14 protein-coding genes are annotated in these 16,300 nt (G+C 68.9%); 4 read left to right on the top strand and 10 right to left on the bottom strand.

Going from position 1 to position 16,300, the window contains the following annotated elements; genetic code table 11:
• Positions 1 to 7: 7 nt before the first annotated feature.
• A complete protein-coding gene (locus tag EPA99_RS12460) occupies positions 8 to 1,075 on the bottom strand; it encodes a zinc-binding metallopeptidase family protein (protein WP_129471560.1) in 1,068 nt (355 codons plus the stop codon).
• A gap of 9 nt (positions 1,076 to 1,084) precedes the next feature.
• Positions 1,085 to 1,882: a transglutaminase domain-containing protein gene (locus EPA99_RS12455; RefSeq protein ID WP_129471559.1), complete on the bottom strand. Its 798-nt coding sequence runs from the start codon at positions 1,880 to 1,882 to the stop codon at positions 1,085 to 1,087.
• 164 nt (positions 1,883 to 2,046) lie between these two features.
• Between EPA99_RS12455 and EPA99_RS12450 the strand changes: the two genes are divergently transcribed.
• Positions 2,047 to 2,754 carry a glutathione S-transferase gene (locus tag EPA99_RS12450; RefSeq protein ID WP_129471558.1) on the top strand — a complete coding sequence of 236 codons (708 nt, stop codon included), beginning with the start codon at positions 2,047 to 2,049 and terminating at the stop codon, positions 2,752 to 2,754.
• Positions 2,755 to 2,762: 8 nt separating this feature from the next.
• Here the strand turns inward: EPA99_RS12450 and EPA99_RS12445 are convergent, their stop codons facing one another.
• Positions 2,763 to 3,575: a DUF3014 domain-containing protein gene (locus EPA99_RS12445; protein ID WP_129471557.1), complete on the bottom strand. Its 813-nt coding sequence runs from the start codon at positions 3,573 to 3,575 to the stop codon at positions 2,763 to 2,765.
• A 171-nt stretch (positions 3,576 to 3,746) separates the two neighbouring features.
• On the opposite strand from EPA99_RS12445, the gene ilvA reads away from it, so the two are divergent.
• The 3 genes from ilvA to EPA99_RS12430 all read left to right on the top strand — a co-directional run bounded on the left by ilvA (position 3,747) and on the right by EPA99_RS12430 (position 6,711).
• Positions 3,747 to 5,291, top strand: coding sequence for a threonine ammonia-lyase, biosynthetic (ilvA, locus tag EPA99_RS12440; protein ID WP_129471556.1), 1,545 nt, complete (start codon positions 3,747 to 3,749; stop codon positions 5,289 to 5,291).
• Positions 5,292 to 5,404: 113 nt separating this feature from the next.
• Positions 5,405 to 6,100: a response regulator transcription factor gene (locus tag EPA99_RS12435; protein WP_129471555.1), complete on the top strand. Its 696-nt coding sequence runs from the start codon at positions 5,405 to 5,407 to the stop codon at positions 6,098 to 6,100.
• A gap of 131 nt (positions 6,101 to 6,231) precedes the next feature.
• Entirely contained in the window at positions 6,232 to 6,711 is a 480-nt protein-coding gene (locus EPA99_RS12430; protein WP_129471554.1) for a hypothetical protein, read from the top strand.
• Positions 6,712 to 6,896: 185 nt separating this feature from the next.
• Here the strand turns inward: EPA99_RS12430 and tkt are convergent, their stop codons facing one another.
• The 7 genes from tkt to EPA99_RS12395 all read right to left on the bottom strand — a co-directional run bounded on the left by tkt (position 6,897) and on the right by EPA99_RS12395 (position 16,272).
• Positions 6,897 to 8,906 carry a transketolase gene (gene tkt / locus EPA99_RS12425; protein ID WP_129471553.1) on the bottom strand — a complete coding sequence of 670 codons (2,010 nt, stop codon included), beginning with the start codon at positions 8,904 to 8,906 and terminating at the stop codon, positions 6,897 to 6,899.
• Positions 8,907 to 9,019: 113 nt separating this feature from the next.
• Positions 9,020 to 10,339: a dicarboxylate/amino acid:cation symporter gene (locus EPA99_RS12420; RefSeq protein WP_129471552.1), complete on the bottom strand. Its 1,320-nt coding sequence runs from the start codon at positions 10,337 to 10,339 to the stop codon at positions 9,020 to 9,022.
• Positions 10,340 to 10,429: 90 nt separating this feature from the next.
• On the bottom strand, positions 10,430 to 12,139 hold the full coding sequence (locus tag EPA99_RS12415) for a BatD family protein (RefSeq protein ID WP_129471551.1): 1,710 nt from the start codon (positions 12,137 to 12,139) through the stop codon (positions 10,430 to 10,432).
• A gap of 2 nt (positions 12,140 to 12,141) precedes the next feature.
• Complete coding sequence (locus EPA99_RS12410; RefSeq protein ID WP_129471550.1) at positions 12,142 to 13,875, bottom strand: tetratricopeptide repeat protein; 1,734 nt, start codon at positions 13,873 to 13,875, stop codon at positions 12,142 to 12,144.
• A complete protein-coding gene (locus EPA99_RS12405) occupies positions 13,872 to 14,957 on the bottom strand; it encodes a vWA domain-containing protein (protein WP_129471549.1) in 1,086 nt (361 codons plus the stop codon). Before EPA99_RS12405 ends, EPA99_RS12410 begins: the two co-directional genes overlap by 4 nt.
• Positions 14,954 to 15,412, bottom strand: a complete 459-nt coding sequence (locus EPA99_RS12400) for a DUF4381 domain-containing protein (RefSeq protein WP_129471548.1) — start codon at positions 15,410 to 15,412, stop codon at positions 14,954 to 14,956. Before EPA99_RS12400 ends, EPA99_RS12405 begins: the two co-directional genes overlap by 4 nt.
• The gene (locus EPA99_RS12395) at positions 15,409 to 16,272 is read right to left on the bottom strand and encodes a DUF58 domain-containing protein (RefSeq protein ID WP_338325389.1); all 864 of its coding nucleotides are present in this window, start codon (positions 16,270 to 16,272) and stop codon (positions 15,409 to 15,411) included. Before EPA99_RS12395 ends, EPA99_RS12400 begins: the two co-directional genes overlap by 4 nt.
• Positions 16,273 to 16,300 lie beyond the last annotated feature (28 nt).

The following is a 16,300-nucleotide window of genomic DNA, read 5'->3' as shown; positions in this document are numbered from 1 at the left end:
CAAACGCTCAAGCATCCCCCGCCGCGCGCCTGACCAGCGCGTGGATGTAGGCCAGCTTTTCCTTGACCGCCGCGGTGATCACGAAGGGATACAGGTCGGGCAGGCCCATCGCGCGGTTGATGCTGTTGACCGCGTAGGTCAGGGGCAACCAAGCGTCGATGATGCGGTGGATGTCCTCCACGCAATGGGGATCGAAATCGATCTGCGCCTCCATCGCGCCCCCGGCCAGGTCCGGCGCTACCCGCAGGCCGAACGCGCCGGCCATCTCCAGGGTGTCGACCATGTGGAAATAGTGCGCCCAGGTCTCGGCCCAGTCCTCCCACGGATGCATGGTGGCGTAGGCACTGACGTGGCAGCGCTGCCAGTCCTGCGGCGCGCCGTGGTCGTAGTACGCCTGCAGCGCCTGCGCATAATCGCGGCGCTCGTCGCCGAACAGCGCACGGCAGCGCGTGAGTTCCTCCTGGCCGGCATCGCGCACCAGCCGGGCCCAGTAGTAGTGCCCGACCTCGTGGCGGAAATGGCCCAGCAGGGTGCGGTACGGCTCGCCCAGGCGGATGCGCGTGCTTTCGCGCTTGGCATCGTCGGCTTCGTCCAGCGACAGGGTGATCAACCCCTTGTCGTGGCCGGTCATCACCTTCGGCCCATGCGGCGGCTCGGCCAGGAAATCGAACACCAGCGCTTCGGCGCCCGGGGTGCCCGGCGGCGGTGCAGGCAGGCGCAAGCGCAGGATGGTGTAGAACAGCCGCTTCTTGGCCACCTCGATGCGGCGCCAGGCGTCCAGGTGCGGGCCGTAGCTCAGGTCTGGAATCGTGCGGTTATGCCGACAGGCCCGGCACAGGCTGCCGGTGTCTGCGTGATCGAGCAGCCAGTTGCAGGCATCGTGCTCGGCATTGGCGCACAGCTTCAAGCGACGGGTGCCCTCGCGCAGGTCGATCAGCCGCTGATCGTCCACCACGGCCACCGCCACCATCCGCGCCTGGCCCGGGTCGAACCCCAGCCGTGCGCTGCAACGCAGGCAACGCGAATTCTCGAAATAGATCACCTGGCCGCAGGCGTCGCACGTGAACAGCTTCATGGCGTGCCGTCAGCCCGATGCCTGTTCGCGCCCGACCCAGACCTGCAGGGTCAGCGAATCCAGCGGGCTGTAGTTCATCAGGAAGGCGACATCGGCCGCGTCGCGACCATGGCCGATCACGATGCGTCCGCCTCTGGGCTGGTCCTGCGTCGCATCGAAGGCGTACCAGGCATCGCCCACGTAGGCCTCGAACCAGGCATGCAGATCCATCGGCTTCAAGCCATGCAGCCACCCGACCACCATGCGCGCCGGGATATCCAGGGTGCGGCACAGGGCGATGCCGACATGGGCGAAGTCGCGACAAATGCCGGCACGCTGGGCCAGCGTATCCATGGCGTCGCTGTGGGTGTCGCTGGCGCCGGGCTGGTATGTGATGTTCTGGCGGATCCAGGTCGCGATCGCCTCCACCTGCGCGTACCCGGGCGGCGCGTCGTGGACGATGGCCAAGGCCTGCGTCTGCAGGGCCGGCCGGTCGGAGGGGCAGTAGCGGCTCGGCAGGGTGAACTGCAGCGCCTCGGCGAGCAGGCTGCACGGCGGAATCAGGCCGGCGGAGTAGTCGACCGGCAGCGCCTCGGGCACTTCGGCCACGCATTCCACGCGCACGCGGGTGCTGCCCGGGGGCACGGTGAAGCGCTGGCAGCCGTTGCCGAAGGAATCGCGGTACTCAGTGAAGCCAAACTGGGCCGGGAAGCCCGGCGCTCCGTTCACCCACCAATCGCATGGGTGCTCGCGCGGCTGCAACATGGTCACGACCGGACAAGGCGTACTGGCTTCCAGCAGCAACTCACAGCCAGCACGCACTTTCATGGACGCGATCTCTTCAAGGTCGGGGATAGTGTGTCGGCGCCAGCGTGCACCAGGCGTCGAGACGCGATGCCGCGCACCATCATGACTCCTGCAGGACGTACCCGCATCACATCGCCCTTTCGGTCTCCAGCCTAGCGTTTGCTTTTTCGTTGCGGGAGAGGGCCATGCACTACCAGCTCTATTACTGGACCGGGCTGCAGGGACGCGGCGAATTCGTGCGCCTGGCCCTGGAAGACGCCGGCGCCGATTACACCGACGTCGCCCGGGAACAGGGCGATGAGGTGATGCAGTCCTTTCTCGAGGGCCAGCAGGCAGGTGCGCGACCCTTCGCGCCGCCCTTCCTCAAGGCGGGCCGGCTGGTGATTGCGCAGGTGGCCAACATCCTGCATTACCTCGGGCCGCCGCTGGCCCTGGTGCCCGAGAGCGAATCGCGCCGCTGGCAGGCCCTGCAGCTGCAGATGACCCTCACCGATCTGGTGGCGGAAGTGCACGACACCCATCACCCGGTGGCCAGCGCGCTGTACTACGAAGACCAGCAGGCCGAAGCCAAGCGCCGTGCCGAGGACCTGCGCGCCAACCGGCTGCCCAAGTTCCTGGGCTACTTCGAACAGGTGATCGAACAGGCCGGCGGGCGCCACCCGCTGCGCGAACACAGCTACGTGGATCTGTCGCTGTTCCAGGTCATGACCGGCCTGGAGTACATGTTCCCCAAGCGCATGCGCACGCTCTCCAAGGACCTGCCGTTGCTCCAGGGCCTGAAGGAGCGCGTCGCCCAACGCCCCAACATCGCGGCCTATCTGGCCTCCGAGCGCCGCGTCGCCTTCAACACCAACGGTATCTTCCGGCACTACCCGGAGCTAGACGCTGCCTGATCGGGCGGCTAGCGCGTCAACGCCGCACGCAGGTCGCGGAGCTGCGCCATCACCTGCTGTTGCTGCTGCGGCCCAAGACGCACCAGCGCCTTCTGCCCAATGGACAAGCCTTCCAGCCGCGGGTCGACGAAGCGGTACTGCCCCTGCGCATCGCGCTGCACCTCGGGTGCGGCCGGCGCCTGTGGCGCCTGCAACAGGTGGTCCAGCACCTTCACCAGCCGATCGTTGAAGTAGCCGTTCGGATAGCCCAGTTCCACATAGGCCTGCTGGAACAGTGGATAGAAGCGTCGATAGGCCGCGACCAGGGTGTCGGCATTGGCGCTGGTGAAGGCGGCCACGTACGGCGCATAGCGGTCCGCATTGGCCGCGGCGATCCGGCTGTGCCCGTCGGTCTCCTCGACGGCGAAGCTGCCGGGGATCGGCTGCAAGGCCAGCGCGCGGCGAGTGATGCTGGGCTTGGTGAGGTTATCGACCATCACCACGATGCGCTGGATGAGATGATCGCGCAGCACGATGGCCAGCGCATCGCCCTGCCCCACCACGCCCGCCAGCGCATCCCAGGCCACCGCATCGCTGTCGGCCAGCGCCGGCAATGCCGGGTCGGCCGCGTCCTGATCCACCGGGTGTGCGATCGCCGGTGCGGGTTGGGCGGCTTGTGGCGGCGGCGTTTCAGGCGGGGTTTGAGGACTCGCCGATCTCGCGGGCAAGGCCCCGGATGGCGCCTGGCCCTGGGGCCACTGATCCTTGAACAGGAACCAGCCGGCGCCGGCGACCACCACGATCACCAGCAGCCAAGGCCAACGCGCTGTCTTTGCCTGCATCTGCCTCATCCTTTTCGATCTGGAACAAGAAGGTCCGACAACGGCGATCCGCGCAGGTTCCCCGCGCGAGGGCAATGGTTGCAAATGATCGCTTTTTCAGCGGAAAAACCCGCATAAAAGCGCGGCTTCCTGGTTAAAACATTGGCAGCGACGTGTAGCATTCCCGCCACCATGACCAAGCCGCTCAAGCCCGCCGATTACCTGAAGAAGATCCTCACCGCGCGCGTCTACGACGTGGCGGTGGAGTCGCCGCTGGAACCGGCGCGCACATTGAGCAAGCGCCTGCACAACAAGGTGCTGCTCAAGCGCGAGGACCAGCAGCCGGTCTTCAGCTTCAAGCTGCGCGGTGCCTACAACAAGATGGCGCACCTGAGCCAGGAACAGCTCAGGCGCGGGGTGATCTGCGCCTCGGCCGGCAACCACGCGCAGGGTGTGGCCCTTGGCGCGCACAAGCTGGGCACGCGCGCGGTCATCGTCATGCCGGTCACCACGCCACAGCTGAAGATCGATGCGGTCAAGGCTCTGGGCGGTCAGGTGGTGCTGCACGGCGAGAGCTATTCCGATGCTTACGAGCACGCCGTGGCGCTGGAGCAGCAGCAGGGCCTGACCTTCGTGCATCCCTTCGACGATCCTGACGTGATCGCCGGGCAAGGCACGATCGCCATGGAGATGCTGCGCCAGCACCAGGGGCCGCTGGATGCGGTGTTCGTCGCCATCGGCGGTGGCGGGCTGATCTCCGGCGTGGCCAACTACATCAAGGCCGTGCGCCCGGAGGTCAAGGTGATCGGCGTGCAGATGGCCGACTCCGACGCCATGGTGCGCTCCATCGCCGCGCGCAAGCGCGTGGCGCTGAGCGATGTGGGCCTGTTCGCCGATGGCACCGCGGTCAAGCTGGTGGGCCAGGAGACCTTTCGCATCGCCCGCGGGCTGGTGGATGACTTCATCATCGTCGATACCGACGCGGTGTGCGCGGCGATCAAGGATGTCTTCGTCGATACCCGCAGCATCGTCGAGCCCTCCGGAGCGATGGCGGTGGCGGCGATCAAGCAATACGTGGCCACGCACAAGACCAAGGGCGCCACCTATGCGGCGATCCTGTGCGGGGCGAACATGAACTTCGACCGCCTGCGTTTCGTGGCCGAGCGGGCAGAGGTCGGCGAGGAGCGCGAGGCCCTGTTCGCTGTCACCATTCCCGAAGAGCGCGGCAGTTTCCGTCGCTTCTGCGAGCTGGTCGGCAACCTGCCCGGCGGCACCCGCAACGTCACCGAGTTCAACTACCGCATCAGCGACGCGCACCAGGCGCATGTCTTCGTCGGCCTGACCACCCATGGCAAGGGCGAGTCGGCCAGGATTACCGCCAACTTCATCCGCCAGGGCTTCGCCACGCTGGACCTGACCCACGACGAGCTGGCCAAGGAGCACGTGCGCCACATGGTCGGCGGGCATTCGGCCCTGGCCCAGGACGAGCGCCTGCTGCGCTTCGTGTTTCCCGAGCGGCCCGGCGCGCTGCTCAAGTTCCTCAACCTGATGCGCCCGACCTGGAACATCAGCCTGTTCCACTACCGCAACCAGGGCGCCGATTACGGCCGCACCCTGGTCGGCCTGCAGGTGCCCAGGCAGGACGACAAGGCCTTCCGGCAGTTCCTGGACACGCTGGGCTACCCCTACGTGGAAGAGACCGACAACCCGGTGTATCGCCTGTTCCTGCAGAAGTAGGGATCGACGGTCGCCTGAGGCCTACGACGACGGCGACCCGGGTCATCGCCGAGTGCGCCCCTTCCGGGCGCGAACCGGCGATACTGCGCGCACCGCCACCGACGCGTTCTGCCATGCGCCTGCTGGTCATCGAAGACAATCGCGACCTGGTCTCCAACCTCTTCGGCTACTTCGAAGCGCGGGGTCACACGCTGGATGCCGCGCCCGATGGCGCCACTGGCCTGCACCTGGCCGTGACGCAGCAATACGACGCACTGATCCTGGACTGGATGCTGCCGCGCCTGGATGGGCCCTCGGTGTTGAAGGCGCTGCGCGAACATCGTCCGGACCTGCCGGTGATCATGCTGACCGCCCGCGACGACCTGCCCGACAAGATCGCCGGCTTTCGTGCCGGCGCGGACGATTACCTCACCAAGCCCTTCGCCCTGCAGGAGCTGGAGGTGAGATTGGACGCGCTGATCCTGCGCGCCAGCGGCCGCGGCCATCGCAAGGTGCTGGAGATCCAGGACCTGCGCCTGGACCTGTCCACCCTGGAGGCCACGCGCGCCGGCAAGCCCCTGCACCTCTACCCGGCCTGCCGCAAGCTGCTGGAGATCCTGATGCGCGCAAGCCCGGCCACCGTCACCCGCGAAAGGCTCGAACAGGCGCTCTGGGGCGACCATCCCCCGGACGGCGACATGCTGCGCTCGCATATCTACGAGCTGCGACGCAGCGTGGACGGACCGTTCGAGACCAAGCTGATCCATACGCTGCCGCGGGTGGGGTATCGGCTGGCGGCGCTGGCTGCGGGGACTGTCGCCGATGACTAACGCCTGCGCGGCCGCCGTTTCGCTGGATGTGTAGCCGATACGGACCCGCTTTCAGCCCCGTCTCTGACCCAAGTCGCTGCACATTGCTAGGCTGCTGTACTCATCTCTAGCCATCAGGATCTGGCTGCCTCATGAAGCTCGGCGCATTTCCGGTTGCTGTCCTCATTGCCTTCGCTGCGGGTCCAGCTTCGGTGCAGGCATGTACTTTCGACCAGAAAGGCGTCGCCTCCGAGCTGGAACGCATCGCACGCCGCAATCCCGGCTATCGGGCGTTACCGGGGGAATCCGCGGTCGAATGGAAGACACCAACCTACAAGGTCAGGCTCTCTTTGGGCGGATGCGAGGACCTTGGAGCCGAGGTTCGTGTCGTCCGCACCAGCGCCTCCGTACCCTTGACGACCGAGCAGCTGATCGCGGCTGTCGCACGTTATCGATCTGCTGATCGTGCATCCGCCGTCCGAGCTGCACTGGCATCGGGAAAGCTCGTGCGGAGCGTGGACGGCACAACGACTTATCTCGAAGCTTCCGAGTTTGCCTCCCCTGCTTTTCCGCTCGGCTTCACCATCGAGCAAGGACCTGATGAGATCGCGTTGTCCTGGCAGGAGCTATGAACATCGTTGCGCTCGGTGGTCTCCCGAACCGACATTCACTATGCCTAGGAAGCGCTCGGCGGTCGGTGCCTGACTGAGGGTAAGCCTGCAAATAACCTCGCGACCGACGAAAGCCGAAGCAGACAAGACGAGTGAAAAGGCCGGGCAATGCCCGGCCTTGTTATCGCCTCAAGCTGGCAGGGCCATCAGCCCTTGACCACGCCCTGCGCCACCTCGACCACGTGCTCGACGGTGAAACCAAAGTACGGGAACAGCTTCTCGGCCGGGGCCGATTCGCCGAAGCGGGTCATGCCGACCACCGCACCGTCCAGGCCGACATACTTGAGCCAGAAGTCGCTGGTCGCCGCTTCCACCGCCACGCGCGCGCGCAGCGCCTTGGGCAGCACTGACTCACGGTAGGCCTCGTCCTGGCGGTCGAACACGTCGGTGCAGGGCATGGACACCAGACGCGTCGGAATGCCCGCGGCCTGCAGTTTCAGGCGCGCTTCCGAGGCCAGGCCGACTTCCGAGCCGGTGGCGATCAGGATCAGCTGCGGCGCGCCGCCCTCGGCCTCGATCAGCACGTAGCCGCCACGGTAGATGTTGGCCACCTGCTCGGCGGTGCGGGCCTGGTGCTTGAGGTTCTGGCGGCTGAAGATCAGGCAGCTCGGGCCATCCTGGCGCGTGATCGCCGCCTTCCACGAGGCCGCAGATTCCACCGCATCGCAGGGGCGCCACACGTCGTTGTGCGGGATGTAGCGCAGCGAGGCCAGGTGCTCGACCGGCTGGTGGGTCGGGCCGTCCTCGCCCAGGCCAATGGAGTCGTGGGTATACACGTGGATGGCGTGCGCGCCCATCAGCGCGCTCATGCGCACCGCGTTGCGGGCGTAGTCGCTGAACACCAGGAAGGTGGCATCGAACGGAATGAAGCCGCCATGGCGCGCCAGACCGTTGCTGATGGCGGTCATGCCGAACTCGCGCACGCCGTAGTAGACGTAGTTGGCGTCCGGGTCGTGGCCGACGGCGGTCTTGCTGCTCTTCCAGGTGGTGAGGTTGGAATGGGCCAGGTCGGCCGAGCCGCCGATGATTTCCGGCAGCAGCGGGGCGAACACCTCGATGGTGTTCTGCGAGGCCTTGCGCGAGGCGATCTCCAGGCCCTCGGCCTGCAGCTTGGCGACGTAGGCATCGGCAGCGGCCTCGAAGCCTTCGGGCAATTCGGCATGCGAGCGGCGGCTCAGCTCGGCCGCTTCCTTCGGATACTGCTTGGCGTACTTGTCGAACAGCTGTTCCCACTCGGCCTGGCGCAAGGTGCCGGCGCCGTTGGCGCGCCAGCCCTCGTAGATCTCCTGCGGAATCTCGAACGGACCGTAGTTCCACTCCAGCTCCTTGCGCGTGGCTTCCAGCTCTTCCTTGCCCAGCGCGGCGCCGTGGCTGGATTCCTTGCCGGCCTTGTTCGGCGAACCGAAGCCGATGACGGTCCTGCAGCAGATCAGCGTCGGCTTGTCGCTGGACTTCAGCGCGGTCTCGATGGCGGTCTTGATCTCCACCGCGTCGTGGCCGTTGACGTTGCGGATCACCTGCCAGCCGTAGGCCTCGAAGCGCGCCGGGGTGTCGTCGGTGAACCAGCCGGTGGTGGTGCCGTCGATGGAAATCCGGTTGTCGTCCCAGAACGCGACCAGCTTGCCCAGGCCCAGCGTGCCGGCCAGGGAGGCGGCCTCGTGGGAGATGCCTTCCATCATGCAGCCATCGCCCATGAAGACCCAGGTGCGGTGGTCCACGACCTCGAACTCAGGACGGTTGTAGCGCTGCGCCAGCAGCTTCTCGGCCAGCGCGAAACCCACCGAGTTGGCAAAACCCTGGCCCAGCGGACCGGTGGTGGTTTCAACGCCCGGGGTGAGATGGCTCTCCGGGTGGCCGGCGGTCTTGGAGTGCAGCTGACGGAACTGCTTCAGCTCCTCGATCGGCAGGTCGTAGCCGGACAGGTGCAGCAGCGCGTACTGCAGCATCGAGCCATGGCCGTTGGACAACACGAAACGGTCGCGGTTGAACCAACCCGGGTTGTTCGGGTTGTGGCTGAGGAAATCGTTCCACAGCACTTCGGCGATATCGGCCATGCCCATCGGCATGCCTGGGTGACCGGAGTTGGCGGCCTGCACCGCATCGGCGGCGAGGAAGCGGATGGCGTTGGCGAGCTGACGGCGGGTAGGCGTAGACATGGGATCGGCAGGTAGCGGAAAGGTGCCCGGCGTGCACCGGGACGCCTATTGTCCCACCCTGCCCTGCCGCTGTCGCCCCGCGGCGTTCACGCCTGCGGGAAACTTCAACCCAATCAGGTACCTAGCGCATCCGGATCGGGCGCATCGTGCTCGCCCTTGGACACCAGCGTGGCCAGCACCAGGTCGCCGGTGGTGTTGAGCGTGGTGCGGCACATGTCCAGGAAGCGGTCCACGCCCAGGATGATGCCGATGCCTTCCGGCGGCACGCCGACCATGCCGCAGATCAGCGCCACCACCGGCAGCGAGCCCCCGGGCACGCCGGCGGTGCCGACGCCGCCGAGGATGCACACGAACATCACCGTCAGCTGCTGCAACAGGTCCAGCTCCACGCCGAAGAACTGCGCCAGGAACAGCACCGTCACGCCTTCGAACAACGCCGTGCCGTTCTGGTTGGCGGTGGCGCCGATGGTCAGCACGAAGCGCGAGACCTTGTTGGGCAGCTTGAGCTTTTCCTCGGCCACGCGCAGCGAGGTCGGCAGCGTGGCATTGCTGGAAGAGGTGGAGAAGGACATCACCATCACCTCCTGCACGCCCTTGAACCAGGCCAGCGGCGAGTAGCCGGCGAACTTCACCGCCGCCGAATACACCACGAACATGTGGATGCCCAGCGCCAGCACGACCACGCCCACATAGGCACCCAGCTTGGCCAGCAGGTCCCAGCCGAACAGCGCGGCCAGGTTGAACATGAAGCAGAACACCGCATACGGCGCCAGGCGGATCACCAGCCCGATCAGGGTCATGGAAATCTCGAACAGGCCCTCGACCGCGCGCTTGAACACGTCGGTCTTCTCGCTCTGGGTCAGCACCACGCCCACCCCGACCATCAGCGCGAAGAACATCACGCCGAGGATCTCGTTCTCGGCCGCCGCGCCCACCACGTTGTCCGGCACCATCGACAGCAGCAGGCCAAGCCCGCTGGGCGATTCGGCCTGCGCGTTGCGGCTGACGATGGCCTGCGCGCGGTCGGCACTGGCCGCCAGCATCTGCTGGGCCACGCCCTGGTCCATGCCGCCCCCGGGCTTGAGCACGTTGACCAGGACCAGGCCGATCACCACGGCGATCGTGGACACCAGCACGGTGTAGCCCAGGGTCTTCCAGCCGATGCGGCCCAGCGCGCGCACGTCGCCCATCTCCGACACGCCCACCACCAGCGCCGAGAACAGCAGCGGCAGCACCAGCATGAAGATCAGGCGCAGGAACAGCGAGCCGGCCGGCTGTGTGAGGTTGTTGGTGACCCACACCACCCCAGGCGCCTCGGCCCCGACCGTGCCGTGGACGATGAGTCCCAGGATCAGGCCGGCGGCAAAGCCGATGGCCATTTTCCAGTGCAGCGGCATTTTCTTGGACGGGGACGAGGTTTCGGGCTGGCTCATGCGGCGCTTCCAATACAGTCAGTCGCCGAGCTTAACCGTTACACCCCAGCGGGCGAAGCGCCCCCCACCCCTGCTGCGGGTAGGCCGCCCTCAGCGGTGTGGGTACAGCGGCTCCAGCGCCGGGGCCTCGACGGTCGCCGGCTGTCGCCACTGCGGGCCACCGGAGAAGGCCTGGCGCAGGCGCTGGCGCGCCTGGGTGCCATCGCCATCGGCCCAGCGCGCGCGCCGCAGCGCGTCCAGCGCCTGCTGTTGCTCCGGCACGACCAGGGCAGCGCCCACCGCATCGAGATCGCGCAGCGGCGTCGGCGCCATGCCGCGCAAGGTCTCTGCGACCTCGTCCAGGGTGCCGGTGTCCAGCGCGCGTCGCAGATCGGCCTGGGTTCGCGTGGGTCGGTACGCCCCCTGCCGCCCCGCCGGTGCGGGCGCAATCGCTCCCGTCGCGCCCGCGCCTCGACGCCGCGCCAGCAACAGCGCCAGGGTCAGCAGCCACAGCAGGCAGAACGCCAGCGCCAGCCAGAACCACAGGCCACCGGCTGCCAGCCCCGCCATCGACGGAATCGCCGCGTCGGTGGCGCTGGATGGGGCCGTCTCGGGCGCCGTCACGGGCTGCTCGGCCACCGGTGCAGGCAGCGTGCGGTTGGCAAAGCCCCCCGAGCCGGCCGCGACCTGCAGCGTCAGCGCCGGCAGCACCGCCTCGGCCGCGCGTCCCTCGCCCACGTTCCACCAGGCCAGGGCGGTGCGCGGCACGGTGAGCTTGCCGGCGCCCTCGGGCACCAGCGAGAAACGCCGGGTGACCGTCAGCTGCGGCTGGCCATCGACGAAGCGCTCGGTGGTTTCGGCCGGCTCGGGAAATACCTGCGCACCGGGCACGCTGGGCACCGGCAGGTCCGGCAGCTGCGCGGCGGTGGCGCCGACGGCCACGGCCTCAATGGTGAAGGTGGCGGCCTCGCCGGCGCGACCGCTGGAGGGGGCAGCGCTGTAGCGCATGCGCAGGCTGCGCAGCGGCAGCCAGGGCTGCGGCGCGTCGGCCGGCTGCGGCTGCACCTGCAGCACCTGCGGCGTGCCGCTGGCCTGCAGGCTGCGCGGGCCATCGCCGAACAGGTCGTTCATCCAGTTGCGCACGTCTTGGCCGCGGAAGCGCGCCGGGGGCAGGGTCAGGGTGCCGCTACGGTCCGGCACCAGCAGGTAGTGACGCTCCACCACCGAATACTGGCGCCCGCCCACCTCACGGGTGTAGCTGGTGTCCTCGCCCACGGTCTGCAGCGCACCGGCCTGAGGGGCAGGCTGCTCCAGCCGGCCGGTGGCCATGGGCGGATAGAACAACCGCACCGTCACGCCCACCGACTGCTGCACGTAGGGCGTGGCGTCGTCGACCTCGGTTTCGATGAAGGCCGGCGACTGCCCCGGCACGGCGGCCGCGGCCTGGCGCACGGCCAGGGACAAGGGCGAGGTGCGCTCGCCGCCGACCTGCAATGCGGGGATCACCAGCGCCCCGGCGCGCGTGGGCGAAAGCGTCACCGCAAACAGGTTGCGGCGGCTGACGCTGCCGTTGGACATCTGCATCTGCTGGCTGCTGGAAGTCTGGCCCAGCTCGAAATCGCCCTGCAGCGCCGAGAAATCCGGCTCGGCACCGCGCTGATCGGTCTCCACGTTGAGCACCACCGGCTCGCCCACGGTGGCCTGCGGGCGGTCCAGCCAGGCGCGCGTGAGCGCATGGGCGTCGGCGACGGTGCACACCAGCGCCAGCAGCATGAGTGCCCGCGGGCGCAGTCGCCAGAACCGTCGATGGCTTGCAGGCATGTTCAACGTCCCCCTTGTTGCCGGCGCTGGTATTCGCGTTCGAACTTGGCCCGCAGCAGGCCTCCCGGATCGTCCGGCACGCGCCGCAGCCAGGCCTCCACGGCCTGACGTTGTTCGCGCTGCTGAGACGTTTCGGCGGCCATGGCCTGCTCACGGCGCTGCTGGTCCGCCTTGTCCTGTCCGTCCTTGCCCTGCTGTGCCATCGCCTGTTGCATCCGCTGCTTCTGCGCCTCGTCGGCAGCCTTCTGGGCTTCGGCGTCGGACGCGGCCGGCGGCGGATCCTGCGATGGCTTGTCCTGCTCGCCCTGCGTCTGGCCCTGCGGTGGTGACTGGCCATATTGCGGCGGGCCGGACTGTCCCTGCTGCTTGTCGCCGGGATCGGCTTGACCCTGCCGCGAGGCGTCCTTGCTGTTGCCCTGGCCGCGCTTGTCCTGCTGGCCGGACTGCTGGCGCTTGCGCGCGGCCTCGACGGCGGCGCGGTTGGCGATGGCGTCCTCCATCCCCGGCGACTGACGCAAGGCACGGTCGTAGGCGGCGATGGCCTCGTCGTAGCGGCCCTGCTTGGCCAGCGCGTTGCCGAGGTTGTACTGCGCCTGAGCCCCGGACTGCGCCTTGAAGACCTGCTCGGCCGCGGCGAAATCGCCGCCACGGTAGGCCTTGGCGCCGTCGCTCAGCTGCTCGTGCTGGCGCTGGTCGGCGCGCTGCCACCAGTCGATGCCGGCGGCCTGCGCGGGCCGGATCGGCAGCACCAGGCAGAGCACCAGCACCGACAGCGCACCCGCGCCGCGGCGGAATACCAGCAGCGCCAGCAGCATCACCGCAGGCAGCGCCCAATAGCCCTGGTCCTCCCAGTCGCGGGTGCCGTCCTGATCCACCGAGCCCGCATCGGCCTGACCGGGGTCCAGCACGCCCAGCGCGCGCAGGTCCGTCGTCTCGCGGGTGAGCGTGGCGTAGCGCCCACCACCGTTGGACGCCAAGCGCTGCAGGCTGCCTGCATCCAGGGCCGCCCGCTCGAAACGTCCGGTGCCGTCGCGGAAGGTCGCGCCGGCCGCCGTCCCCAGCCCGAGCGCGGAAACCTGGAACCCGAGTTCCCTGGCGCGGCTTGCGGCCATCTGCGCGGCGCCATCGGCCTCATCGCTCATCAACAGGATCTGTCCATGCGTGAAGCCGGCCTGTTGCAGCAGCTCCGCACCGCGCTCGATGGCCAGGTCCGCGCGCTGTCCCGACACCGGCACGATGGCCGGCGACAGCGCATCCAGGAACAAGGCGACATTGGCCGAGTCCGGGGTCAGCGGCGCCACGGTGAAGGCATCGCCGGCGTACACCAGCAGCGCCACCTGCCCGCCCTGGCGCTCGCGCAGCAGCGTGGCCAGCTTGGCGCGCGCCTGCAGCAGACGCGAAGGCGGCAGATCGCTGGCCAGCACACGGTCGGACAGGTCCAGCGCCACCACCAGCGGCGCGCGCGTCTGCCATGTGGGCTGGGCCACCTTGCGCCAGCTCGGCCCGGCCAGCGCCAACACGGCCAGGCCGTATCCCAGCAGCAGGGCCAACACCCCCCAGCCTGTGCCACGCCCGCGCCCCACCAGCAGATGCGGCAGCAGGTGCGGATCGACCAGCCCGCGCCAGACATCGGCGCGACGGCGGCGACGCCACCACAGCCAGGCCAGCACCGGCATGCCCAGCAGCAGCCACAGGGCCTGTGGGCGCAGCAGATGCGGCAGCAGATCCGCGCTCATCCGGCCTCCCCGCCCGCGCTGGACCGACGCGGTTCGCCCGCGCCCGGATGCAGGGCCCGCGCGGCCAGGCGCTGCAAGACGCGACGCGGCCACAGCAGGGACAGCAACGCAACGCACAACGCGGCCAGCAGCGGGTCGGCATAGCGCTCGATGCGCGGGCGCACGGCCTGGCCGGCCTGCTCCACCGGCTCGATGCGGTCCAGCTCGCTGTAGATGCCGGCCAGCTCGGCGGTATCGCGGGCGCGGAAGAAACGTCCGCCGGTCTTCTCCGCGATTGCCCGCAGGGTCTTCTCGTCGATGGCGTCCTCGTTGCCGGCGCTGGGGAGCTTGAGGCCGAACAAGGACAGCGTGCCGCCCTCGCTGCCAAAGGCGACCGTATGCACCCGCACGTGCTCGGCGGCGGCCAGCTCGGCGGCCTTGGCCGGGGTCAGCAGGCCGGCCGTGTTGACCCCGTCGGTCAGCAGGATCAGCACGCGTTGTCCTTCGCGCTGCTGGCGCAGCCGCTTCACCGCAAGGCCGATGGCATCGCCAATGGCGGTCTCCTGCCCGGCCAGGCCGCTGACGGTGTCGGCCAATTGCTCGCGCACGCTCTCGCGGTCCTGCGTCAGCGGCGACAGCGCATAGGCGCGCTGCCCGAACACCAGCAGGCCGACGCGGTCGCCCTCGCGGCGGTCCAGGAAGTCGGCCAGCACCGCCTTGGCGGCGGTGAGGCGATCGACCACGCGCGAGCCCAGCTGCATGTCGGCCTCACGCATGCTGCCGGACAGGTCCAGCGCCAGCATCAGGTTGCGCCCACTCTGCGGGGGCACCACCGCCTCGCCCAGTTCCTGCGGACGCGCCAGCGCGACACACAGCAACCACCAGGCCAGCACCGCCAGCCACGGCATTCGCCAGGCAGCGGCACGGCCGCCTTGCGCCAGGCCGGGCAATGCATCGGCGAAAGGCACCTTCAGGGCGGCGGTGGCGGCACGTCGCGGCGGTAACAGCCATGCCGCCAGCCAGGGCAGCGGCAACAGCGCGAACGCCCATGGCCAGGCGAACCCGGCAAAACTCGGCCACCATTGGCTGATCAGCGTGGTCACTTGCGCCCCGCCATCAATTGCAGGAAGCGCGCGCGTGCCACGGGCAGCAGCTGGGCCACCGCCTGCGGATCCACCGAACGGGCGAACGCCCCTTCCAATAGCAGGCGCCCGGGGCCCTGCGTGAACTGTGTGCCCTTGCGGCCGTCAAGCCAGCGCAGCCAGGCCTGTCCGCTCAGGCGATCGGCCTGCGGGTCGAGCCGGCGCGCGGCCCGGCGCAGCAGCGAGGACACCGCGGCCACCTGCTCGGCGGGCGTGGGCTGCGCCGCGGCTTCATCGAACAGGCGGCGCCAGCTTGCCTGCCGGCGCTGGCGCCGCACGCCGAGCGCGCAGCTCCACAGCAGCACGGCGACCACTACGCCGATCACGATCCACCAGCCCGGCGCAGGCGGCCACAGGCCAGGCGCGGCCGGGACGTGGACGTCGCGCAGGACCAGCGTGTCGGCCGCAGGACTCATGCCGCGCGCACCGGGGCCCGCCCCAACACCGACAGGCATTGCTCGACTGGCGCATCCGTCGCCAGGGCCATCGTGGCGATGCCACGCCGCGGCAGGTGCTCAAGCGCTTGCGCCACCGGCGCTGCAAACCGTGCGCGCCACTGCTGGCGTGGACCGGCGCTGTCCAGATCGACGTCCACCGCCGCGCGCCCGTTCCAGAACGGCAAACTGGACCTGGGCGGCTGCTGTTCCAGTGCATCGGTCAACAGCACCAGCCCGACCTGGTGATAGGCAGCCAGCGCGTCCCAGCGCGCCTGGCTGACCTGGTCGAGACTGCCCGCATCGGCCAGGACCAGCAGACGCCCGCCGGGCCGCAACATGCGGAACGCCCGATCCATCGCCAGCCCGAGGCCAGTGTCGTCAGAAGGCGGCCCGGAATACCAGCGGCGCAAGGCATCCAGCACCCGCAATGCGCCGCGCGCGCCCTGTGCCGGCGGCACCGGCGCCTCGGCGGCGCTGCCGCGCAAGGCCGCGACCCGGTCTCCCTCGGCCACCGCCGCCCAGGCCATGACTGCGGCCGCGCGCGCGGCCTGCACCGACTTGAAGCGCGCCCGGGTGCCGAAGTACACGTGCGGCGAGGTATCGGCCACCAGCAGGGTCAGCCGCTCGCGCTCGGCCTGGAAGAGCTTGGTATGCGTGCGGCCACTGCGCGCGGTCAGCCGCCAGTCGATATGCCGGGCATCATCGCCGGTCACGTATTCGCGCGACTCGGCGTACTCCATGCCGCGCCCGCGCAGGGTCGAGGGGGCCGGCCCACTCATGCCGACGCGGCCGACCTTGGCCGTGGCGCGACGCTGCGCGAGGCCGCGCAGGGCCACCAGGTCGGCGAGATCGGGGACGATGCCGGGG

The sequence above is a fragment of the Pseudoxanthomonas composti genome, assembly GCF_004122095.1.
GTDB lineage: Bacteria > Pseudomonadota > Gammaproteobacteria > Xanthomonadales > Xanthomonadaceae > Pseudoxanthomonas_A > Pseudoxanthomonas_A composti.
The sequence above is the reverse complement of the archived record's forward strand: the minus strand, read 5'-3'. Positions and strand labels throughout refer to the sequence as shown.